This window comes from Streptomyces sp. MUM 203J (assembly GCF_022414595.1).
Lineage (GTDB): Bacteria > Actinomycetota > Actinomycetes > Streptomycetales > Streptomycetaceae > Streptomyces.
Map to the genome: position 1 here is coordinate 49,296 of NZ_JADWYO010000028.1, position 23,010 is coordinate 72,305.

Annotated in this window: 17 protein-coding genes; 6 read left to right on the forward strand and 11 right to left on the reverse strand. The window is 71.5% G+C overall.

All coding sequences use genetic code 11. From position 1 onward, the window contains the following. Window position 1: 1 nt before the first annotated feature. A complete protein-coding gene (locus I3F58_RS16340; protein WP_240109342.1) occupies window positions 2-1,294 on the reverse strand; it encodes an Nramp family divalent metal transporter in 1,293 nt (430 codons plus the stop codon). A gap of 239 nt (window positions 1,295-1,533) precedes the next feature. Between I3F58_RS16340 and I3F58_RS16345 the strand changes: the two genes are divergently transcribed. From I3F58_RS16345 to I3F58_RS16355, 3 genes are all read left to right on the forward strand, one after another. Then, on the forward strand, window positions 1,534-2,877 hold the full coding sequence (locus I3F58_RS16345; protein WP_240109343.1) for a M14 family metallopeptidase: 1,344 nt from the start codon (window positions 1,534-1,536) through the stop codon (window positions 2,875-2,877). Between the two features lie 135 nt (window positions 2,878-3,012). Beyond that, window positions 3,013-5,178, forward strand: coding sequence for a serine/threonine-protein kinase (locus I3F58_RS16350; protein ID WP_240109344.1), 2,166 nt, complete (start codon window positions 3,013-3,015; stop codon window positions 5,176-5,178). 77 nt (window positions 5,179-5,255) lie between these two features. After that, a complete protein-coding gene (locus I3F58_RS16355) occupies window positions 5,256-6,536 on the forward strand; it encodes an alanine racemase (RefSeq protein WP_240109345.1) in 1,281 nt (426 codons plus the stop codon). Between the two features lie 19 nt (window positions 6,537-6,555). Here I3F58_RS16355 and mptB read toward each other — a convergent pair whose 3' ends face one another. Then, the gene (mptB, locus tag I3F58_RS16360; RefSeq protein ID WP_240109346.1) at window positions 6,556-8,055 is read right to left on the reverse strand and encodes a polyprenol phosphomannose-dependent alpha 1,6 mannosyltransferase MptB; all 1,500 of its coding nucleotides are present in this window, start codon (window positions 8,053-8,055) and stop codon (window positions 6,556-6,558) included. A gap of 218 nt (window positions 8,056-8,273) precedes the next feature. Between mptB and I3F58_RS16365 the strand changes: the two genes are divergently transcribed. Together I3F58_RS16365 and I3F58_RS16370 are read left to right on the forward strand one after the other, a co-directional pair. Next, the gene (locus I3F58_RS16365) at window positions 8,274-9,485 is read left to right on the forward strand and encodes a pyridoxal phosphate-dependent aminotransferase (RefSeq protein ID WP_240109347.1); all 1,212 of its coding nucleotides are present in this window, start codon (window positions 8,274-8,276) and stop codon (window positions 9,483-9,485) included. 81 nt (window positions 9,486-9,566) lie between these two features. Beyond that, a complete protein-coding gene (locus tag I3F58_RS16370) occupies window positions 9,567-9,962 on the forward strand; it encodes a hypothetical protein (RefSeq protein ID WP_240109348.1) in 396 nt (131 codons plus the stop codon). A gap of 262 nt (window positions 9,963-10,224) precedes the next feature. Here the strand turns inward: I3F58_RS16370 and I3F58_RS16375 are convergent, their stop codons facing one another. Continuing rightward, complete coding sequence (locus tag I3F58_RS16375; protein ID WP_240109349.1) at window positions 10,225-12,048, reverse strand: phosphoenolpyruvate carboxykinase (GTP); 1,824 nt, start codon at window positions 12,046-12,048, stop codon at window positions 10,225-10,227. A 222-nt stretch (window positions 12,049-12,270) separates the two neighbouring features. Between I3F58_RS16375 and I3F58_RS16380 the strand changes: the two genes are divergently transcribed. Then, entirely contained in the window at window positions 12,271-12,966 is a 696-nt protein-coding gene (locus I3F58_RS16380; protein WP_240109350.1) for a hemolysin III family protein, read from the forward strand. A gap of 63 nt (window positions 12,967-13,029) precedes the next feature. On the opposite strand, the gene I3F58_RS16385 is transcribed toward I3F58_RS16380, so the two are convergent. The 8 genes from I3F58_RS16385 to I3F58_RS16420 all read right to left on the reverse strand — a co-directional run bounded on the left by I3F58_RS16385 (window position 13,030) and on the right by I3F58_RS16420 (window position 22,942). Further along, a complete protein-coding gene (locus I3F58_RS16385; RefSeq protein ID WP_240109351.1) occupies window positions 13,030-15,465 on the reverse strand; it encodes a galactose oxidase-like domain-containing protein in 2,436 nt (811 codons plus the stop codon). Beyond that, window positions 15,462-16,661 (reverse strand): glycosyltransferase, encoded by a 1,200-nt coding sequence (locus I3F58_RS16390; protein ID WP_240109352.1) that lies wholly within the window; start codon window positions 16,659-16,661, stop codon window positions 15,462-15,464. Before I3F58_RS16390 ends, I3F58_RS16385 begins: the two co-directional genes overlap by 4 nt. Then, on the reverse strand, window positions 16,658-18,310 hold the full coding sequence (locus tag I3F58_RS16395; protein ID WP_240109353.1) for a glycosyltransferase family 39 protein: 1,653 nt from the start codon (window positions 18,308-18,310) through the stop codon (window positions 16,658-16,660). Before I3F58_RS16395 ends, I3F58_RS16390 begins: the two co-directional genes overlap by 4 nt. Next, window positions 18,307-19,518, reverse strand: coding sequence for a glycosyltransferase (locus I3F58_RS16400; protein ID WP_240109361.1), 1,212 nt, complete (start codon window positions 19,516-19,518; stop codon window positions 18,307-18,309). Before I3F58_RS16400 ends, I3F58_RS16395 begins: the two co-directional genes overlap by 4 nt. A 392-nt stretch (window positions 19,519-19,910) precedes the next feature. After that, window positions 19,911-21,947 (reverse strand): thioredoxin domain-containing protein, encoded by a 2,037-nt coding sequence (locus I3F58_RS16405; RefSeq protein WP_240109354.1) that lies wholly within the window; start codon window positions 21,945-21,947, stop codon window positions 19,911-19,913. Between the two features lie 116 nt (window positions 21,948-22,063). Then, entirely contained in the window at window positions 22,064-22,276 is a 213-nt protein-coding gene (locus I3F58_RS16410) for a hypothetical protein (RefSeq protein ID WP_240109362.1), read from the reverse strand. Window positions 22,277-22,290: 14 nt separating this feature from the next. Then, window positions 22,291-22,485 (reverse strand): hypothetical protein, encoded by a 195-nt coding sequence (locus I3F58_RS16415; protein WP_240109355.1) that lies wholly within the window; start codon window positions 22,483-22,485, stop codon window positions 22,291-22,293. 88 nt (window positions 22,486-22,573) lie between these two features. After that, window positions 22,574-22,942 (reverse strand): Scr1 family TA system antitoxin-like transcriptional regulator, encoded by a 369-nt coding sequence (locus tag I3F58_RS16420; protein ID WP_308355030.1) that lies wholly within the window; start codon window positions 22,940-22,942, stop codon window positions 22,574-22,576. Window positions 22,943-23,010 lie beyond the last annotated feature (68 nt).

The window sequence follows — 23,010 nt, forward strand, 5'->3', positions numbered from 1 at the left end:
CTCACCAGGGCAGTTCGCGCACCTGCTGGACGCACAGCACCAGGAACAGCAGCGCCGCACCCGTCAGCATCCCGTTGCTGAGCCATCCGTTGCGCCATGCCGACGGCGTCCGGGAGGAGTTGAGCAGCCAGAGCAGCGTCAGGGCCAGGAACGGCATGAAGAACGCGCCGATCACCCCGTACACGATGACCAGGACGAACGGCTTGTCCAGGAACAGCAGCGCCATGGGCGGGAAGGTCAGCCACAGCAGGTAGGCGCGGAACGCCGTCGACCTCTCCACCGGAACGGGAGCGGACGGGCCCTCCGCCCCGTCGGCCCTCACCCGCTTCACGAAGTCCGCGAACAGCAGGCTCACCCCGTGCCACACCCCGATCAGCGAGGTGAACGACGCCGCGAAGAAGCCGACCAGGAACAGCCTGGCCGTCACCGCCCCGTATCGCGCGTCCAGGATCTCCCCGAGCCCGATCAGCCCCTTTCCGCCCTGCGCCAGTGCGACGCCCGAGGAGTGCAGCAGTTCGGCGCCCACGATCAGCATGGCGATCACGAAGACGCCGGTCGTGAGGTACGCGACCCGGTTGTCCAGCCGCATCACCCGCATCCACCCGGCGTCCCGCCAGCCCTTGGCGTTGACCCAGTAGCCGTACGCGGCCAGCGTGATCGTGCCGCCGACACCGCCGATCAGGCCGAGGGTGTAGACGAGGGAGCCGTCCGGGAGGACCGGCACCAGGCCCGCGAACGCGTCACCGAGGTTCGGCGTGACGCGCACGGCCAGGTACAAGGTCACCAGGAACATGACACCCACCAGCGCCGTCATGACCTTCTCGAAGACCGCGTACCGGTTGAACCAGACGAACACCAGCCCCGCGAGCCCCGCCAGGACCGCCCACGTCCTCAGGTCCAGGGTGTGCGGGAACAGCGCGGTGAGGGGCAGGGCGCTCGCGGACATCGCGGCGGCGCCGTACACGAAGCCCCACACGACGATGTACGGCGCGAAGTAGACGGTCGTCCAGGGGCCGAGGCTCCGCCAGCCGTCGAAGAGGGTGCGGCCGGACGCCAGGTGCCAGCGCCCCGCCGCCTCCGCCAGGGAGATCTTGACCAGACAGCCGACGACGGCCGCCCAGAGGAGCGTGTATCCGAACCTGCTGCCCGCGATCAGTGTCGCCACGAGGTCGCCCGCGCCCACCCCGGTCGCGGCGACCACGATGCCGGGGCCGATGGAGCGCCGGCCCGGTGTGCGGAGTGCGGGCTGCCGCGCCGCGGTCTCCTCGCCTGTGCTTTGTGCGCGCTCTGTCATGGAGCGTCCGCCTCCCCGTTCCGTGGTCCGTGTGCCGGCTCGTTCGTCACCTCTGTCTTCCCACCGGACCCACTCGTCCAGTCGTGCGCAACGGTGCTGGAAGGCGTGGCCGGTGACCGCGTGACGGGTACGTCTGACGGCCATGACCGAAGCGCGTTCTTGACGCGGCCATGCCATGGCCGCATCCTGCGACGCACGAGGACACGAACCCTCGTACCCCCCACCCAGGGAGAGACAGCATGCGCCTACGCTTTCCCGGCAGACGGTCCGTCACCCTTGCGGCCGCCCTCGCCCTCGCCGTCGCGGCGCCGCTCACCGCCACCGCCACGACCGGCGCCTCCACCCCCGCCCCCCGTACGGAGGCCGCGGAGGAGACCATCCGGCAGTACGAGATCCACGGCCCCTCCACCCCCGCCGAGCGCGCCGCCCTCGCCACGACCGGCGTGTCCATCGACGAGGCCGACGACCACGCGGTAGTCGTCAGCGCCAACGCGCAGCAGGCCAGGGCCCTCCGCTCCCTGGGCCACCGCCTGGAGCCGCTGCCCGGCCCCCCGGACCGCACGGACGGCTCGGCCGCAGCGGCCCCGAGCGACTTCCCGCCCAGGGACTCCGGTTACCACAACTACGCGGAGATGACCGCCGAGATCGAGCAGCGCCTCCGCCAGTACCCGGACATCATGAGCAAACGCGTGATCGGCAGGTCGTACGAGGGCCGCGACATCGTCGCCATCAAGATCAGCGACAACGTGCGGACCGACGAGGACGAGCCCGAGGTGCTCTTCACCCACCACCAGCACGCCCGCGAGCACCTCACCGTCGAGATGGCTCTCTACCTGCTGCGCGAGTTCGGCGCCGGATACGGCTCCGACCCGAGGATCACCGAGGCGGTCGACAGCCGCGAGATCTGGATCGTGCCCGACATGAACCCGGACGGCGGCGAGTACGACATCTCCTCCGGCAACTACCGGAGCTGGCGCAAGAACCGCCAGCCCAACCCGGGTTCCTCGTACGTCGGCACCGACATGAACCGCAACTGGGACTACAAGTGGGGCTGCTGCAACGGCTCTTCGGGATCCACCGGCTCGGCCACCTACCGGGGCCGCGCCCCCGAGTCCGCGCCCGAGGTGAAGATCGTCGCGGACTTCGTCCGGTCCCGGATCGTCGGAGGGAAGCAGCAGATCACGGCGGCCATCGACTTCCACACGTACAGCGAGCTGGTGCTCTGGCCCTTCGGCTGGACGTACTCCGACACCGCCCCCGGCATGACCCGGGACGACCGGGACGCCTTCGCCGCCGTCGGCGGCAAGATGGCCGCGAGCAACGGCTACACACCGGAGCAGTCCAGCGACCTCTACATCACCGACGGCACGATCGACGACTGGCTGTGGGGTGACCAGCGGATCTTCGGCTACACCTTCGAGATGTACCCGCGCAGCTCCTGGAGCGGCGGCTTCTACCCGCCCGACGAGGTGATCGAGCGCGAGACCTCCCGGAACCGGGACGCGGTGCTCCAGCTCCTGGAGAACGCCGACTGCATGTACCGCTCCATCGGCAAGGAACAGCAGTACTGCGCCGGTTCCTGACCGCGGAACGGCGCATGAGCGCACCCGGGGGGCACATGGTGGAACCGTGTCACCCCGGGTGCGCGCGAGCGCCTGTGTACGGGTGAGTTGAGGGCTACCCTGCTGGCGGAGGCACCGCGGGAGGGGGCGGGCGGAATGACGGGGGACGGCGGCACGAGCGGAGGTGGCGGGCCCGGGCCGCGGCTGCTGCCGCTGAACGGCGACGACCCGGCGGCGCTGGGACCGTACCAGCTGCTCGGCCGGCTCGGCGCGGGCGGCATGGGCCGCATCTACCTGGGGCGGACGGGGCCGGGCGCCCCGCTGGTCGCCGTGAAGACGCTGCTCGCGGAGGGCGAGGTCAGCGACGCGGACCGGCGCCGGTTCACCCGCGAGGTGACACTGGCGCGGCGCGTCGACAACGTGTACACGGCGAAGGTGGTGGACGCGGACCCGGCGGCACCGTCGCCGTGGATGGCCATCGAGTACATCCCCGCGCCCTCCCTGGCCGAGCTGGTCCGGTACGCCGGGCGCCTCCCTGCCTCCGCGATCCGGTGGATCGCCGCCGGGACCGCGCAGGCGCTTGACGCCCTGCACCGGCAGAGGGTCGTCCACCGCGACGTGAAGCCGCAGAACATCCTGCTGCCGCTGGACGGGCCCCGGCTCATCGACTTCGGCATCTCGCACGCACAGGACATCACCCGTACGGCCATCACGCTCGGCACGATCGCGTTCACCTCGCCGGAGCAGGCACGGGGCGAGCCGTCGACAGCCGCGTCCGACATGTACTCGCTGGGTGCCACGCTCTTCCACCTGGCGGTGGGCCGCCCGCCGTACCCCGAGGGCGAGGACACCCTGCGGCTGCTGGTCCGGGTGTCGCGCGGCGAGCTGGACCTGACGGGGCTGCCGAAGGCGCTCGACCCGCTGATCCGCCCGTGCCTGGACGTCAACCCGCACCGGCGGCCGCGGCCGGAACAGGTGCTGCAGCGGTTTCTGGCCGAGCTGGCCGGGCTGCCGAACTCGCGGAGCGGGCGGCGGTGGCTGCCGTCCCGCTGGACCGAGCTGATCGAGAGGTACGAGCGCCAGGGCGCCGCCTGGAGCCGGGGCGCCGCCGTGACCGGGCCCGACGCCCTGACGGTGGACCAGCGCACCGGGGCCGTACCGCCGCCGGATCCTACGCGGGTGTACACGCAGGAACGGGAACGGGCCGAACGGGAGCGGGAAGAGCGGGAGCGGGAGAAACGGGAGGAGCGGGAGCGGCGCGCGAGGGAGGCCGAGCGCCAGCGGATTCTGCGGGAGCAGGCGGAACGGGAGCGGAGGCGGGCGGAGGAGAAGCGGAAGGCCGACGAGAAGCGGAAGGCCGCGGACGAACGCAAGGCCGAGGCACGGAAGCGCGCCCAGGCCGGAGGCGGGTCCGGGGCCGGTGGCAGGCCCGGGGGTGGGTCCGGAGGCGGGCCCCGTGGCGGGGCCGGGGCCCGCGCGCGGCAGCCCCCGCGGCCGGACCCCCCGAAGCCCGCGAAGAAGGCGCGGCCGCCCGCCCCGCCCCAGAAGTCCGGCTGCGGGGGCGTGTTCATGGCGGTCGTCGCCGTCGTGGCCCTGATCCTCCTGGCGCAGTCCTGCGAGAACCCCCCGTGGTCCGCCGGCAGGTCGGCCGCCACGAGCGCGGGCACGGGCGCCAGCACGCCGACCGGCACCCGCACCCCCTACACCTCCGGGCCCGGCTACACGCCGCGCCCCAGGGACACCCCTCGCCGCACCTCCACGCCCCGGTCCGGTGACACCCCTCGCCGCACCTCCACACCGCGCCCCACCCACTCCCCGCGCCGTCCCGCCCCCAGCGCCCAGGACCGCGCCTTCCGGGCGGTCCGCGCGGGCGACTGCCTCAAGGTGCACGGCGACGGGTTCGGCCGCTGGAGCCGCAGCACCCCCGAACGGGTCGGCTGCGGCTCGGCCGGAGCGTACGTCTTCGTCACCCGCACCAGCCGTACGACCTCCACCGGCTGCCCGAGCGGCCAGGGCCGGGGCAGGTGGTCGCACCACGGCAAGGACGGAGAGTGGACGGTGCTGTGCCTGACCCGGCAGTTCCGGGCCGGGCAGTGCTTCACCGCGAAGATCGACAACTCCTCTCGGGCCTCCGCCAACCTGCTGGTGGTGTGGAACTGCTCCTCCACCCGGGTGCCGAAGGGCCAGACCCACATCCTGCGCATCACCGGCTACTACCGGAAGCCGACCGGCCGACCGGTCAACTGCGGCATCAGGGACTCCCGTTACTGGACGTGGGACGTGAACGACGGGAGGAGTGTGATCTGCGCGAAGGTCGCCTAGCAGGAGGGCCTTTGACCGGCCGGCGGCCCTGATGCTAGACAGCTCGGCCAGCACAGCGAGACAGAACGGAGAGGCCCATGCCCGCAGTGGACCGCCTCGCGGAGGAACATGTCGACCACCGCTTCAAGGGTCTGCCGCCGGACGCCGACGGCCTCACGGTCGGGGAGCTGGCCGGGCAGCGTCGCAACGTGTTCACCGGCGGCTTCACCACTCCCCTCCTGACCCTCTCCGGTCCCGCCCTGGAGCACAACCTGCAAGCCCTCGGGGTGTACTCCGAGCGCCACGGGCTGGCGTTCGCGCCGCACGGGAAGACGACGATGGCGCCGCGGCTCTTCGCCCGGCAGCTGGAGTACGGGGCGTGGGGCATCACCGTGGCCGTGCCGCACCAGGTGCGGGTGTGCCGGGCGTTCGGCGTGCGGCGGGTGTTCCTGGCGAACGAGCTGGTGGACGCGGCGGCCCTGCGCTGGCTCGCCGCGGAGCTGGCTGCGGACCCGGACTTCCGGCTGGTCTGCTACGTCGACTCGGTGCGGGGCGTCGCGCTGATGGAGGACGCACTGGCGGAGGCGCCGCGTCCGGTGGACGTGGTCGTGGAGCTGGCGGCGGGCGGCCCCACCGAGACGGGCGTGCGGACCGGCGTACGAACGGACACGGAGGTCCTGGAGGTCGCGGAGGCGGCGGCTCGGGCCCGCTCGCTGCGGCTGGTGGGGATCGCCGGGTACGAGGCGCAGGTGCCGAGCGCGAGCCCGGCGACCGTGACGGCGTGGCTGCGGCGGCTGGTCCGGCTGGCGGCCGAGCTGGACGAGGCGGGGCGGTTCGCGGACGCGGACGAGATCGTGGTGAGCGCGGGCGGCAGCGAGTGGTTCGACGCGGTCGCCGAGGTGTTCGCGGAGATCCCCGAGCTGTCGGCTCCGGTGCTGAAGCTGCTGCGCGCGGGGGCGTACGTGTCGCACGACCACGGCCACTACGAGCGGCTGACGCCGTTCAACCGGGTCCCGGAGGAGGGCGGGCTGGAGCCGGCGTTCCGGCTGTGGGCACAGGTGGTGTCGCGGCCGACGGACGGGGAGGCGTTCGTCAACGCGGGCAAGCGGGACGTGTCGTACGACCTGGCGCTGCCGGTGGTGCACGTGGTGCGCTCGGCGGCGGACGGGACGGAGCGCACGGCGGCGGGCATCACGGTCACGGCCCTGTCGGACCAGCACGCGTGGCTGCGCACCGGGCCGGGGAGCACGCCGCTGGAGGTGGGCGACTGGGTGGGCCTGGGGCTGGCGCATCCGTGCACGGTGTTCGAGAAGTGGCCGATGATCCCGGTGGTGGAGCGGGACGGCACGGTGACCGATTACGTCCGTACGTTCTTCTGACCGGTTGAGAGGGGGCGGGTCAGCTGATCGGGGGGCGGAAGAGGATCGCGGGACTGGGGTGGTCCTCGGGGTGGCGGGGGGCGGGGATCCTGGCCGGTGCGGGCACGGCGGCGGGCTCGCCGCGGAGCGTGCGGTGGGCGGCGACGGCGCAGGCGACGGCCGCCGCGGCGAAGGCGTACGCGGGGGTACGGCCGTCGGGCGCCGTCACATAGACGAACGCGGCCGACAGGACGGCCACCGCGCGGGCGGTGCGGCCCCGCCAGGCCGTGGCGGCCAGCAGGGGCACCGCCCACAGCAGGTACCAGGGCTGGACCACCGGCGAGAGCAGGACCAGGACCAGCAGGGACAGGCCCAGGGCCTTGACCGGGTCCAGGAGGCCGCGCAGGACGTGGGCGGCGAGGTAGGCGATGAGGGCCAGCGCCAGGGTGAGGCCCATGGCCTGGATGGCGCGCTTCACGGGGTCCGGATGGGTGCCGGAGAAGTAGTGCATCCAGCGGCCCAGCGCGAAGCCGGCGTCACTGGTCAGGGACAGTGCCGTGTGGATGCTGCCCGCGACGTTCTGGGTACGCAGCCAGCCGAAGCCCGTACCGCTGACGAGGGTGGCGGCGACGGCCACCGCCCCGGCGACGGTGCCAGGGCCCAGCAGGGCCTTCGCCCATCGGCGTATCGGCGGGCCCGCCGTCTCCCGGGCGAGGACCACGCCGATGAAGAGCAGGCCCAGCGCCGCCGGGGATTTGATCATCATGGCCAGGCCGACCAGCGCGCTGCCCGCGATCCAGCGGCGCCCGCGCAGCGCGAGCGCCGCTCCGGCGAGGAGCAGGGCGATCATCAGTCCGTCGTTGTGCATGCCGCCCACGACGTGGACGATCATCAGCGGGTTCAGGGCGCCCAGCCACAGCGCGCCGTCCCGGGCGCCCCGGGGCGCGAGCCTGAGCAGCGCCCACACGATGAGTGCCAGCGCGCCGACCGCGACCAGCCGCATGCCGAGCACCGCCGGGACGATGCGGCCGTCGGTGGCCTGCACGACGCCCTCTGCCACGAGGAGGAAGACCGGTCCGTACGGTGCCGGGGTGTCCGTCCAGTGGCCGCCGACGCTCGCGGCGGCGTCCCCGCCGAGTCCCGCCGGGTCGAGGACCGACGGCCCGGCCGCGTACACGTCGTGGCCCTCGACGACCATGGCGCCCTGCGCGATATAGCTGTAGACGTCCGCGCTGTAGAGGGGCGGGGCCAGGAGCAGCGGGGCGGCCCACCAGCCGAGGGTGGTCAGGCCGTCGTGGACCCGGACGGAGGAAGGCCGCAGGGCGAGCAGCCGGCCGTACCGCCACCACGCGACGACGAGCAGGGTCAGTCCCGCGTATGCGAGGAGCGTCCCCGCCTCGGCCGCGCGGGGGCCGTGGGACAGCCACAGGCCCCAGGGGTCGCGGTCGGGCAGCGTGCCGGCCGCCCAGCCGCCGAGGGCCACGGCGAGGGAGCCGATCACACCGAGCCGACGGCAGCCGGCGACGCTCAAGGACCACATGGGGAGCCAATTTATCGGGATCGTGTTCGGCTGTGGGGGGCCCTGTTCCGCTGCGGGCGGTCGTTCTGCCAGGGGCGGAACGGGTGGGCCCGGCGGAACCGGCGGCGCCGGAATCCCGTCCGCCCCCTCGTCGGCACCGGCCGCGCGCCCGCCCGGCGCGGCCCTCACGTGGCGCAAAACACGGAGCGTCCTGCCCGTGGCCCCCGTAAGCTCGCCGCATGCAGGTCATCCAGTCCACGAAGCTCGCCAATGTCTGCTACGAGATCCGGGGTCCGGTTCTCGACGAGGCGATGCGGCTGGAGGCAGCGGGCCACCGCATCCTCAAGCTGAACACCGGCAACCCCGCCGCCTTCGGCTTCGAGTGCCCGCCCGCGATCCTGGAGGACGTGCTCCGCAACCTGGGCGACGCGCACGGCTACGGCGACGCCAAGGGGCTGCTGTCCGCGCGGCGGGCCGTGATGAGCCACTACGAGACGAAGGGCATCCCGCTCTCCGTCGAGGACATCTACCTCGGCAACGGTGTCTCCGAGCTGATCCAGATGGCCATGCAGGCCCTGCTCGACGACGGTGACGAGGTGCTCGTACCCGCCCCGGACTACCCGCTGTGGACGGCGTCCGTGGCGCTCGCCGGGGGCACCGCCGTGCACTACCGGTGTGACGAGCAGTCCGACTGGATGCCGGACCTGGCCGACATCGAGCGCAAGGTCACCGACCGCACCAAGGCGCTCGTGATCATCAACCCGAACAACCCGACCGGCGCGGTGTACGACGAGGAGATGCTGCGCGGACTGACGGAGATCGCCCGCCGTCACAACCTCGTGGTCTGCTCGGACGAGATCTACGACAAGATCCTCTACGACGGTGCCACGCACACCCCGACCGCCGCCGTCGCCCCCGACCTGCTGTGCCTGACCTTCAACGGCATGTCGAAGAACTACCGGGTGGCGGGTTACCGCAGCGGCTGGCTCGCGGTGTGCGGCCCGAAGGCGCACGCCTCCTCGTACATCGAGGGTCTGACGATCCTCGCCAACATGCGGCTGTGCGCCAACATGCCGGCCCAGCACGCGATCGCCGCCGCCCTGCAGGGCCGCCAGTCGGTCGAGGCGCTGGTGGCGCCGGGCGGGCGGCTGCTGGAGCAGCGGGACGCGGCGTACGAGCGGCTGATCGACATCCCCGGTGTGAGCTGTGTGAAGCCGAAGGGCGCGCTGTATCTGTTCCCGCGGCTCGACCCGGCCGTCTACAAGATCAAGGACGACCGGCAGATGGTCCTGGACCTGCTGCGGGCCGAGAAGATCATGGTCGTGCACGGAACGGGCTTCAACTGGCACGAGCCGGACCACTTCCGGATCGTGACGCTGCCGAACGCCAAGGACCTGACGGACGCGGTGAACCGGATCGGGAACTTCCTGGACGGCTACGGCCAGCACTGACAGCGTCACTTAGGACGGACTCAACTTTAGACTGAATCCAAGGTAGGATGGTCTCCTGTCAGTGAGCAGGAGGCCGTCCCCATGTACGAACCGATCCGCGGCAAGTCGGTCCAGCGGGCGGCGGACGACGACCGCGACCGCCGTCCGTTCCCGCACCGCTCCCGCGAGGAGGAGCTGGACATCCAGCTCGCCGGCCATCTCGCGGCGCTGCTGGCCGTCACCGACGAACTCGGGGACGACACGGCGGCCGAGCGCATCGCCCGCCAGGTGGCCCGGCTGCGCGGCGCCCCGCCGGCCCGGCACGCCGGACTGACCGGCGCCGACCCGGCCGCGCTGCACCGGCGGGCCCACGCCCTGGCGGGCCGCGCCCTGGTCGTCGCGGCCTCCCGCGCGGACACCGCGGCCGCCATTCTGGCGGCCGAGCGGATGGACGCGCACGCCGCGGCGCTGGGCGGGAAGCTGGTCGGCGCACCCTGAGGGTGCCCCTTCGCGGGCGCCCCTCCGACGGCCCCGGTCCGCTCGCCGCACGAACGGCGCGCGGGCCGGGCTGCCTCCCTCCGCCCCGCACCCGTACACCCGCACGGAGAAAGACCCCCGGAGCGACTTCGTCGTCGCTCCGGGGGTCGCCTGCCGCGGCCGGTCCGGGATGACTCCACAGGTCAGGGCGAGGTCGGCACGGACCGGCCGCGGGTCCGGGGCCCCGGCTGAACCGGAGCGGGGGCCCGGAGGTCTCGGGGGCTCAGCCCAGCCGGTCGACCAGCGACTGGTACTGCTCCCACAGCTCCTTCGGTGTGTGGTCACCGAAGGTGTCGAGGTGGCCGGGGATCAGCGCGGCCTCCTCGCGCCACACGTCCGTGTCGACCTTCAGCAGGAAGTCCAGGTCCTCCTCCGCCAGCTCCAGACCCTCGGTGTCCAGTGCCTCCTTGGCCGGCAGGATGCCGATGGGGGTCTCGACACCCTCGGCCCGGCCCTCCAGCCGCTCGACGATCCACTTCAGGACCCGGCTGTTCTCACCGAAGCCCGGCCAGACGAACGAGCCCGCGTCGTTCTTGCGGAACCAGTTCACGTAGTAGATGCGCGGCAGCTTCGACGCGTCCCCCCGAGAAACCGCGGCCTTCCCGACCTTGATCCAGTGGCCCATGTAGTCGCCCATGTTGTAGCCGCAGAACGGCAGCATGGCGAACGGGTCGCGGCGCAGCTCGCCGACCCTGCCCTCGGCGGCGGCGGTCTTCTCGGAGGCGACGTTCGCGCCGAGGAAGACGCCGTGGTTCCAGTCGAAGGACTCGGTCACCAGCGGGACCGCCGAGGCGCGGCGCCCGCCGAACAGGATCGCGGAGATCGGCACGCCCCTGGGGTCCTCCCACTCGGGCGCGATGATCGGGCACTGCGAGGCGGGGACGGTGAACCGGGCGTTCGGGTGCGCGGCGGGCTCGTCGGAGTCCGGCGTCCAGTCGCGGCCCTTCCAGTCCGTCAGGTGCGCGGGCGCGTCCTCGGTCATGCCCTCCCACCACACGTCGCCGTCGTCGGTGAGCGCGACGTTGGTGAAGACCGCGTTGCCCCAGAGGGTCTTCATGGCGTTGGCGTTGGTGTGCTCGCCGGTGCCGGGCGCGACGCCGAAGAAACCGGCCTCCGGATTGATCGCGTACAGCCGCCCGTCCTCACCGAACCGCATCCAGGCGATGTCGTCACCGATGGTCTCGACGGTCCAGCCGGAGATCGTCGGCTCCAGCATGGCGAGGTTGGTCTTGCCGCACGCGGACGGGAAGGCCGCGGCCACGTACCGGGCCTCCCCCTGCGGCGGGGTCAGCTTCAGGATGAGCATGTGCTCGGCCAGCCAGCCCTCGTCGCGCGCCATGACGGAGGCGATGCGCAGGGCGTAGCACTTCTTGCCGAGCAGCGCGTTGCCGCCGTAGCCGGAGCCGTACGACCAGATCTCCCGGGTCTCCGGGAAGTGCGAGATGTACTTGGTCCGGCTGCAGGGCCAGGGGACGTCCTGCTCGCCCTCGGCCAGCGGGGCGCCGACCGTGTGCACGGCCTTCACGAAGAAGCCGTCGCCGCCCAGTTCGTCGAGAACGGCCTGGCCCATGCGGGTCATGGTGCGCATGGAGACGGCGACGTACGCCGAGTCGGTGATCTCGACACCGATCGCGGAGAGCGGGGAGCCGACCGGACCCATGCAGAAGGGCACGACGTACATCGTGCGGCCCTTCATCGAACCGCGGAAGATCCCCTTGTCGCCCGCGAACAGCTCGCGCATCTCGGACGGGGCCATCCAGTTGTTGGTCGGACCGGCGTCCTCCTCCTTCTCGGAGCAGATGAAGGTCCGGTCCTCGACACGGGCCACGTCCGTCGGGTCGGAGGCGGCGTAGTAGGAGTTCGGGCGCTTGACCGGGTCCAGTTTCTTGAACGTGCCCTTGGCGACAAGCTCCTCGCACAGGCGCTCGTACTCGGCCTCCGAGCCGTCGCACCAGACCACGCGGTCCGGCTGGGTGATCGCTGCGATCTCGTCAACCCAGGCGATCAGGGCCCGGTGGTTGGTGGGAGCCGCATTGTCGTGCGCCACGGTTGCTCCTTTTGAGGGGTTTCTGTTGTTGTCTGCCCCGTGGGGGCCGCGACCCGGGCGCTGCGCCTCAGGTTCCCCGAGCGCTCATCCGGTGCCGTCCGCACTCATCTGATCATCCGCGTCCGCCGCGCAGATGTCCAGAGGGCAGCTCACGTGAGCATCGCCACGTGGGGTTTCGCACAGCGTCACCGACACCTACGCACGCGTAGGTAGCATTCCGTCATGACTGCCGCCGCCGCGACCGAAGCGACCGACGCCGACTCGTCCCACGCCTCTCATCTCCCCCTGAAACCACGGCTGCGGGGCTGGTTGCACGCCGGCATGTTCCCGGCCGTGCTCATAGCCGGAATCGTGCTCACGGCGCTCGCGGACTCGACGCGCGGACGGATCGCCTGCGGGGTGTACGTGCTCAGCGCGTGTCTGCTCTTCGGGGTGAGCGCGCTCTACCACCGGGGCGACTGGGGGCCGCGGGCCACCGCCGTGCTGCGGCGGCTGGACCACGCGAATATCTTCCTGATCATCGCAGGGACGTATACCCCGCTGACGCTGCTGCTGCTCCCCGGCTCCACCGCGCGGGTGCTGCTCTGGGCCGTCTGGGCCGCCGCCGCGGCCGGGATCGCGTTCCGGGTGTTCTGGGTGGGCGCGCCGCGGTGGCTGTACACGCCGTGCTACATCGCGATGGGCTGGGCGGCCGTGTTCTTCCTGCCGGACTTCCTGCGGACGGGCGGCATGGCGGTACTGGTGCTGGTGATCGTCGGCGGCCTGCTCTACAGCGCGGGCGGGATGGTGTACGGGCTGAAGCGGCCGAATCCGTCGCCCCGGTGGTTCGGGTTCCACGAGGTGTTCCACAGCTTCACGCTCGCGGCGTTCGTGGTCCACTACGTGGGCATCTTCCTGGTGGCGTACCAGCACCCCTGACGGTTCGCCCCGTGCAGCGGGAGTCTGGGGGGGGGAGGGGGCAAGCCCCCTCCCCCCTCCGCCTCAGCGGCGCGTCACGTCACCCGGCCCGCACGCCACGCCGTCCCGGTCCCGGTCCAGCCGCAGCGGGTCCCGCCTGCCGTTCAGCCGCAGCTCGCCGTACCCCTGCGCCGCCAGCCACTCGCAGCGCGACGCGGTCGTGGGCTCCACCGACTGCGGGAACACCGTCGGCACGCACACGTCCGCCCCGCCGTACGCCCGCTCGCACCCGGCGACCTTCGGGCTCACCCGCTCCGACGCCCGCTTCGCCTCCTTCTTCTTCGGTGCGGCCTCCAGTCCGTCCGCGAAGTTGTGGACGTGCGGCGTGGCCGCCGCCGCCTCGGCGGTGTCCCCCACCCGCACCCACTCCGCCACCGACGGCACGCCGTTCGCGTCGACGGCGAACAGCATGTACCAGCCGGGCGGCGCGATGTTCGGGTTGCTCGTGACGTTCAGATCGATGGTCGTCCCGCCCTCGTGCACCGTCATCGGCAGGTCCACGAACCGCTGGTTCGGGTCGGACGAGTGCGTGACGGCGGCCGGGCGGATGAGTTCGGCCCGCACGATCGGCCGGTCCACCGTGATCCGCTGCGTCCCGCCGTACGCCCAGTGCTTCTCCGTGACGGACGTGATCTGCGGGCGCGCGCCCTTGAACAGGTACGGCGGGGTGTAGACCGACACCTTGTCGGTGAACGAGCCGTCGCCCGGGTTGTCGCCCACGGCCATCACGCGCCCGTCCGGCAGCAGGAACGTCGACGAGTGGTAGCCCCGCGACTGCGGGTCCGTGGCCATGCCCGCCTGCCAGCTGTCGGTCGCCGGGTCGAACATCGACGCCTCGTAGACCGGGTCCGCCCGGTTGTGCAGCGCTCCGCCCGTCTCGAAGACCTTGCCGTCCGGCAGCAGCACGGCGGAGACGTACATCTTGCCCTGCGCGCCCGTCTGGGGGACCGGCGGCGCCCCGTTCACCGACTGTGTGCCCTGCGGCAGCAGCGGTCCCGGCCGGTACTCCGGGCTCGGGGCCTTCAGGTCGATGATGTCGACGAGCCGGTTCGCGTCCGGGTTCGTCTCGATGTTGCCGCCGCCGACGGTCAGGACCCGCTGATCCTGCGCGGGCGGCAGCAGCACGCTCGCGGACTGGTCGCGCTCGTCCTTGTTCTGGAGGCCGGGCACGTCCGTGATCGTGTTGGCGTCGTAGTCGTAGACCGAGGCGCCCGTGCCCGGCGTGCCGTTGCCGAAGACATGGCTGCCGGAGTAGAAGAGCCGCCCGTCCTGCATGAGGATCATGGACGGGTAGAGACCCCAGTACGTCCAGGTCTGGTTGACCTCACCCAGCGGCAGCCACTTGCTCTGCGCGGCCGACCACCGCTCCGCCGTCACCGAGCCGGTCGAGTCCTCCCGCAGGCCGCCGAAGGAGATCACGTCACCGTTGCCGAGGATGGTGGCGGACGGGTACCAGTGACCGTCGTTCATGTCGTTGGTCCTGGTGTACGTCTCGGTGTCGGGGTCGAAGAGGTACGAGTCCTTGTAGCCCTGGTAGCCGATCTTGCCGTCGGCGGACGGGTAGCCCTTGTTGCCGCCCATGATCAGGACCTTGCCGTCCGCGAGCTGGACGTGGCCCGCGCAGAACAGGTCGATGGGCGTGTCGATCGTCTTGAAGGAGCCGTCGTGCGGGTCGTACACCGCCGTCTCGAAGCTGCCCGCCTCGAAGCGCTCCGGGTCGTTGCCGGAGCCGGCGACCATCAGCACCTTGCCGGTCCTCAGCACCACCGCGTGGATCGCGCGCACCGGGTTGCGGAACGGCATGACCTCCCAGGCGCCCTTGGTGCAGGCCTCACCCGCCGTGCACACCTCGCCCTCCGCCTCGACGGTGGCGTCCACCATGCGGTAGTCGTCGGTGGTGAGGGTGCCGGTGCCGTAGAGGGAGACACCCCAGGCGATCTGGTCGGTGCCGGGCGGGATCGGCGGGGTGCGGACCTCGGCCTGCCGGTACGTCCCGGAGGCGGGCGGCGTCATGACGTCCGTCCAGTAGACCCAGCCCTGCCGGGCGTCCCGCCGGAAGAGAGTGACCGCGATGTCGGGGCTGGTCGACTTGTACCAGACCGACAGGTCGTACTGATGACCCGGCGTCACATTGGGAGCACAGGACGGCGTCTCGTACATCATCGCCTTGTGGTCCCCGTCGACCCGCCGGGACAGGCTGAGTTCCATGGCCTGGCCGCCGCTGCGGGAGTCGTCGGTGAGGCGGAACGCGTAGTCGTTGTCCCCCCAGCCGTAGATGTCCCAGCAGCGGGGCGTGCCTTCGGGTTTGAGGGTTTCGAAGCCGGGGTTGACCAGCAGGTTCACCCCGGCTTCCGCGTGCTGCGCGGCGGACAGCGACAGGCCGCCGCCGGTCAGGGCGAGGAGCGTGGTGACGGCGAGGGTGCGCCGCCACCGGCCGCGTCCGCGTCGGTGCCGTGTCATGAGTGGTCCTTTCCTCCATCTCCACGAACAGGGGGGCGTCGGGTGCGTGGTACGTAGATCAGCGCCTGCGTCGCCGCGAACCGCAGGACGAACGTGGCGATCAGCGCCAGTGCCGTGGCGGGCAGCACTGCCAGCCCCAGCCCGGCCACCAGCAGGGCGATGAGCGGGATCCGCAGCAGCAGGTCCGCGTTGGCGAGCAGGGCGAACCGGGCCCAGCGGTCCGCCCAGTGCCGGTGGGCGCGCTCGCGGTGGAACAGCAGCAGTTCGGTGAGCAGCAGGTTCCAGGCGACGCCCGCCTGGTTGGCGAGCACCTCGGCCGGCAGGTAGTGCAGCCCGGAGCGGGTCAGCAGCCACAGCGCGGCCAGGTTCGGCAGGAACCCGGTCAGCCCGATGAGCCCGAACACCACCATCCGCGACAGGGCGGTGCCCGTCCGCAGCCCCGCCAGGTGCTGGAGGAACCGAAGCCCCTCCCGCGCCGTGGACTTGGACTGCCCGGTGTACCGCGCCCGGAAGGTGAACGGCACCTCGGCGACCGTCGCCAGGGCGCGCGGCCGGCACCGTACGACCAGCTCCAGCAGGATCTTGTACCCGAGCGGCTTCAGTCCCTCGCCCGCCAGCGTCCCCGCCACGGCGTCCCTGCGCACCGCGAAGAACCCGCTCATGGGGTCGCTGACCCCGCTCAGCCTGCGCGGGAACAGGGACTTGGACAGCAGCGTGGACACCCCGGACACCAGCAGCCGGTATCCCCCGGCCAGCCCGGCACGGCTGCCGCCGCGCGCGTACCGGCTGGCGACGACCAGGTCGGCGCCGTCCTCCCGCCCTCGCCCCACGAGGTGCGGGACCAGCTCGGGCGGGTGCTGGAGGTCGCCGTCCATGACGACGACCCAGTCCCCGGTCGCGGCCCGCAGCCCCTCGACGACAGCCCCGCCGAGCCCGCCGTCCGGCCGGTCGCGGTGCAGGAGCCTTATGGGAAAGGGGTGGTCGTGCGCGGCGGACCGCACGACGTCCGGGGTGTCGTCGGTCGAGTCGTCGACGAACAGCACCTCGTGCGGCGAGTGCTCGGGCAGTACACGGGCGATGCGGTTCAGCAGTTCCCGTATGTTCCCGGCCTCGTTGCGGGTGGGGACGACGACACTGACGGCGGCCGGGGCGGCGGTGGCGCGGAGGGCACGGCCGTCGATGAGGGGGCTCGTCACCGGGCGCCCCCACCGGCCGCACCCGTCCCGCCGACGCGGCGGATCTCGATGCGCTGCTCTCCCTCACCGAACACGGCGACCGGCTCGGAGTGCTCCAGGGTGTCGGCGGTGGTCGGCAGGTCCTTGGCGTCACGGCGGACGGTCGGCGTGGCGACGATGTAGTCGATGTCCCGCCAGCCGCCCGGCAGCGTCGCCTGCACGGCCGGGTCGAGGTCGGCCTTGTAGAACCAGATGGCGCCGGTGCCGGGCCGGTACCCGGCATGGACCAGGTCCATCCACAGGGCGTCGTCGACGAGGACCCGGGTGCGGGCCGGGTCGGGGACGTGACCGGTGGCGGGGTCGAACCAGCGGGCTGCGGCGCGGAAACCCGCGTTGGGGTCGGCGGTCATCGCGGTGCGGGCCCCCTCGTACCAGTGCGGCACGGTGTACGCGGCGCCCGCGGCGAACAGCAGCCCGGAGGCGACGGCGGCGACGGCCCGGTGCAGGTGCCGGCGCAGCAGTCCGTGGACGGCGGCGGCGACGGCGGCCAGGCACAGCGCCAGGAACGGCAGCGCCTGGATGACGTACATGTCGGGCAGGTAGCCGGAGCTGCGGAACGCGGCGACCGACGCCAGCAGCACGACCGCGAAGGCGGGCCCGGCGGCGGCGCGCGCGGTCACCGACCAGCGGTGGCAGACCGCGAGCAGCAGCGCGGCGGCCAGACCGGCGACCGGCAGCACCTTGTCGTAGTACAGCCAGGAGTCGAGCACCTCGTTGGCCGGGCTGCCGTCCACGAAGACCGAGCCGGACCCGGGCCGGGACAGCTGGTAGACGACGCCGTCCCAGAGCGACACATGGCCCTCGCCGGGCACGAGTTCGCCGTTGAGCAGCGCGTACAGCGGATACATCAGCCCGATGAGGACACATGAGGTGAGTGCGCCGGCGACCGCGAACTTCCTGGTGTCCCGGTGGCTGTGGCGCCACATGGTGAACATCAGCGCGGGCAGCGCCAGCAGGATGGTCTCCTTGGACAGCACGGCCACGGCCGCGCACATCCCGGCCGCGAAGTGGTGCCACAGGTGGCGGCTGGGCGAGGCGGCCAGCACGAAAGCGGCGAGTATCCAGGCGACGGCGATGTTGTCGAGGAAGATCTCGCGGTGCAGCTCGACGGAGAGCGGCGAGAGTCCGAACAGCCCGACGGTGAGGGCGGCGGCCCAGCGGGGCAGGGCGACGCGCCGCGCCAGCACGTACAGCAGGACGGCCGTGACGAGCGTGACGCACAGCATGGCACCGCGCACCGAACCGACGGTCATCGACTCGGGCACGAGCAGCGCGGGCAGCCAGGTCAGCAGTGCGATCTGGAGCCAGCCGAGGGGCGGGTGGTCGTACCAGTACTCGTAGTGGGCGAGGCCCTCGCCCTGCTGGATGGCCCAGGCCTGGGAGAGGTACGTGCCCTCGTCGTCGCTGAAGGACGGGAAACCGCCGACGTTGACGCCCTGGACGACGGTGATCGCCGCGAGCAGGGCCAGGCACAGCAGCTGGTCGGGGCGGGAGGACCAGAAGCGGAAGGGGGGCGAGGGCGGGAACGGGGTGATGGCGACCGTGGGGTGCCCGGAGGCGCCACCGCCGCGGACCGGGGCGTCCGGGGCCTGGGTGACAGCGGGGGTCATCGGGTCACGGCCTCCTCGTGGCCGAGGTGCGCGCCCACATGGCTGGTCAGCTCCCAGTCGCTGCGCCCGCGCTGCTCGCGCCAGACGGCGCGGACGGCGGCGCCGGCCAGCATCACCTGGTAGAACGGCCCGCCGACGATCAGCTTCACGTAGTGCGGGAACCGCACACGAAGCCCGTACTGGGTGCCGAAGTCGTGCAGCCCGACCACCTCGAAGACGAAGGTCACCAGCGCGGTGAGGAGCGGCAGGAAGGTGATGACGGCGATGCCGACGGGCACGTCGAGGAAGACCGCGACGGCGATGTTGACCGGGATGACGACCCCGGTGAACGCCTGCATGAACGGGGTCATGAGGGTGTAGCGGGCGAGCATCCGCTGGCCGAGGGTGGGCAGTCGGCGCCAGTCCTTCTTCCGGTACACCTGCAGGAAGCCCTGGTTCCAGCGGGTGCGCTGCTTCAGCAGGGCCATCAGGGTCCCGGGGGTCTCCTCGCGGGTGACCATGTCGGCGTCGTACGCGACGACGACCTGCTTCCCGGCGGAGGAGAGGCGTACGCCCAGGTCGCAGTCCTCGGCGAGGCAGTCCTGGTCCCAGCCTCCGGCGTCGCGCAGCACGTCGGTGCGGACGAAGACGGTGTTGCCGCCGAGCGGGATGAATCCCTTCGCGGCGTGCAGGTGGAGACGGCTGCGGAACCAGAAGAAGTACTCCAGGCAGTTGCGCAGGGAGTACCAGCTGGAGTGGAAGTTGATCAGCTGGACGCCGCCCTGGACCACATCGGCGCCGGTGGCGGTGAAGGCGTGGTCGACATGGGCCAGGAGGTCGGGATGGACCTGGTCCTCGGCGTCGAAGACCCCGACCACGGCGCCCCGGCAGTGGGGCAGGGCGGTGTTGAGCGCCTTGGGCTTGTTCTTCTTCTCGTGGGTGTCGACGACGACCCGTACCCGTCCGGGGTCGCGGGCGGCGGCGCGTTCCGCGACGGCCGCGGTCTCCGGGTCGTCGTGGCCGACGATCACGATGATCTCGAAGTCGTCGTGCCGGGACTCGCGGAGCCGTTCGATGGTGTGCTCCAGCACGAGCTGCTCGTGCCGTGCGGGCAGGAGGAGCGAGAAGGAGAGCCCGTGGGCGCCCTCGGGGCTCTCGAAGCGGGTGGCGGCCAGCGTCTCCGGTGTACGCCAGGCGTGCATCTGCCACCACAGGGTGAAGGCGGCCATCCAGAACAGGACTATGGAGACGGCCGCGATGAACAAAGGAACGAACAACGGTATGAACAACGACGACAATGACGACAAAAACGACGAAAGCAAGTGTTTCCCCCCTCGGTCCGGCCACCCCGACCGCGGTGCCGGGGCACGCGCGCAGGCGTGATCCCCCGCTCGGGTTACGGGCGGGCGGTGACACGATGGTGTGTGAGTGAACGTGAGTGAGTGACGCGGTTCGGGCGGTTTCCGGGGCTCGACGCGGCAGGACCCCCCTGGCCGGCGTCGCCCTTCTCGACGTCCGTACGCGCCTCCCCAGTCGCGTACGGTTCCCTCCTCGTCCGCCGAATATAGGGGGACGGAACGGCGGAGAGCAGTCGGATTACATCAAAAGCGTGTTTCCTGCGTCAGCCGGTCAGTTTCCCGGAAAGCTCGGATGCGTCCGTGGTAGGGGCGTCACACACGAAATGCCGACAGACGTAGGCGGTGGGTCGCCCGTCGACCAGGACCCGGTCCCTGAGCAGCGGAAACTCCTCACCGTCGGGCACGCCGACGGCGACGACCGCGCCCGGTGCGGTGCCCAGCAGGGCCGTGCGGTGCAGCAGACGGGTGCCGTCGTCGTCCCGCGCACCGACGATCGCGACCTCGCGGGGCCCGTCCAGGAGGGCCTCGGCGACGGCGAGCCCCCAGCCGATGAATCGGGGCGCGCGGGGCGCGAGCGCCTTCACGACACCCAGCGCGCGCTCCGCCGCACTTCTGTGCGCCTCCGAGCCGGTGTGCGCACCGTACGAGAGGAGCGCCCCGGCGGCGGCGGTCCAGCCGGAGGGCACGGCGTTGTCGGTCGGGTCCTGGGGCCGCCGGATGAGCGGCTCGGCGTCATGAGCGGTGTCGTACAGCGCTCCGCCCTCTCCCTGGAACTGGTCGAGCACGATGTCCAGCAGGAACCCGGCGAACTCCAGCCAGACTCCCTCGCCGGTGACGGAGGCGAGGGCGAGGAACCCTTCCGCGACGTCCGCGTAGTCCTCCAGCACCCCGGAATTGGCGCCGACGCGTCCGTCCCTGGAGGTCCGGGCGATCCGCGCGGACTCGTCCATGTGGACCCGTACGAGCAGATCGGCGGCCTCGACGGCGCGCTCGACGAGATCGGGCCGGTCGAACAAGGCCCCGGTCTCCGCGAGCGCGGCGACGGCGAGCCCGTTCCAGGCGGCCACGACCTTGTCGTCCCGCCCGGGCCGCACCCTCTCCTCCCGCGCGGCGAGCAGCCGCTGCCGGACACGGTCGAGCCGGCCGGCGTCCACGACACCGGCCCCCTGGGGCAGTTGGAGGACGGAGGCGCCGTGCTCGAAGGTCCCGTCCTCGGTGACCCCGAAGAACCGGGCGGCATAGGCGGCGTCGTCGTCACCGAGCACGGCGGTCAGCTGCTCGGGCGTCCACACGTAGAAGGCCCCCTCGACATGCCGGCCGCTGCCGTCATCCGAGTCGGCGTCCAGCGCGGACGCGAAGCCGCCCTCGGGAGTCCGCAGCTCCCGCACCATGAAGTCGGCGGTCTCCAGGGCGACGCGCCGCGCCAGGTCGCTCCCGGTCACCCGCCAGAGGCGCGCGTACACACGGCACAGCAGGGCGTTGTCGTAGAGCATCTTCTCGAAGTGGGGTACCAAAGGTCCACCCGTCCGAGGTGTGAGAACGTACCGGTGGAACCCGCCTCCCACCTGGTCATACAGGCTCGAACGAGCCATGGCGCCGCACAGCCCTTCCGCCATCTCCAGCGCCGCCACGGAACCGGCCCGCGCGTGGTGGCGCAACAGGAACTCGATCACCATCGACGGCGGGAACTTGGTGTCCCCCTTGAACCAGCCGCTCGCGGGGTCGATGTCCCGGGTCAGTTGGAGGAGCGCCAGGGCCTGGGTCTCCTCGGTGGGCGTCCCGGCATCCCCGGTGCTCAGTTCCCTCTCGGCAAGGTCCCGAGTGATCTTCCCCGCGACTTCCCCCACCTCGTCCCGCCGGCTCGCCCAGGCGTTGTGCACGCCTTCGAGCACCTGGCGGAAGGACGGCATGCCATGGCGAGGCTCGGGTGGGAAGTACGTACCGAAGTAGAAGGGCTCCCCGTCCGGCGTCATGAACACCGACATTGGCCACCCGCCCTGCCCGGTGGCGGCCTGCACGGCCTCCATGTAGACCGCGTCCACGTCGGGCCGCTCCTCACGGTCCACCTTGACGGAGACGAAGTGCTCGTTCAGGTACGCGGCGGTCTCGTCGTCCTCGAAGGACTCGTGCGCCATGACGTGGCACCAGTGGCAGGCGCTGTACCCGACGCTCAGGAACACCGGGACATCGCGCCGCCTCGCTTCTTCGAACGCGTCGGCCTCCCATGGCCACCAGTCGACGGGGTTGTCGGCGTGCTGGAGGAGGTACGGAGACGTGGCCTGCGCAAGTCGGTTCGGCATACCCCCATCCTTGCGGACGCGACGCCGCCCCGCCCATGCGCCACGGGGCAGCGCACGAACGGGACCGGGCCGAACCGCTGAACTGTCTTGCTCGCCGTCGCCCAGCGGGCCGGGCTCTACTCGGCGCGGGTCACGCGTGCATGGTCGGTGTACTCCCGGCGGAACACGCCGTGACCGGTCCGGCCGGTATGTCTTAGCGCCCAGTCCTGAGCGTCGTTCGGGTCGCCCCGGGGGCCGGAGTCATCACCGCAACCCACGGTCAGGCAGAAGAGCTGTGCGGTGATCCCGCCGTCTGGCACGTGCCTGATGGTGTGGTCCACGTAGCGCATGACTGTACGGGTCATCAGTGTCCCTCCGGATGCCGGCGAAGGTAGACGTTGCAGTCGGACACAGTCGTCATGTCACCGCCAGCGCGGGCCCACTCCCGGACCTTGGCCAGCTCCGCGCACCCAGCGCACCCCGGCACGGGGGCAGGGTCCGGGTCCAGCCTCAGCGGCAAAGTCACTGGGGCACTCGGGTACGTTCGCGGCTCGCTCATGCCGCCCCCTTCGCGTCGTCCGTCCGGACACCACGCTAGGAACGGCAGAAGCTCAGATCACACCCGATTGCAGACGATTGCGTGCCAATTACGAAAGGGCGTCACGGGCCTTGGTCAGCAGCGCGCGGGCCTTGTCGCCGTAGACGGCCAGGTCGGCCAGCGTGGCGAACGTGTCGGCGTAGGCCGCTACCTCGCTGGGCTGCGTAATCGTGAGGTAGCCGGATACAAGCTCAACGCTCACTTGCGCCTTGTCGTAGATCCAGAACCCTTCAACGGGCATACGTGCCCGCTCAAGCCGCGCCGGGACCACACCCAAGGTCACGTTGGGCAACTCACCCTCAGCGAGGGAGCGCAGACGCTCCAGTTGTTCCGCTTGGGTGTCGGCGTCGCCGTAGCCGTTCCTCAACACGGACTCCTCCACCAGGAACGCGAACCGGCGTTGTCCCTCGGTGAGCACTGGGCCTTGACCCCGAATCCTGGACACGGGTTATGCGGCTGGTGTCAGCGTAGTTGATGTTGTTCTGG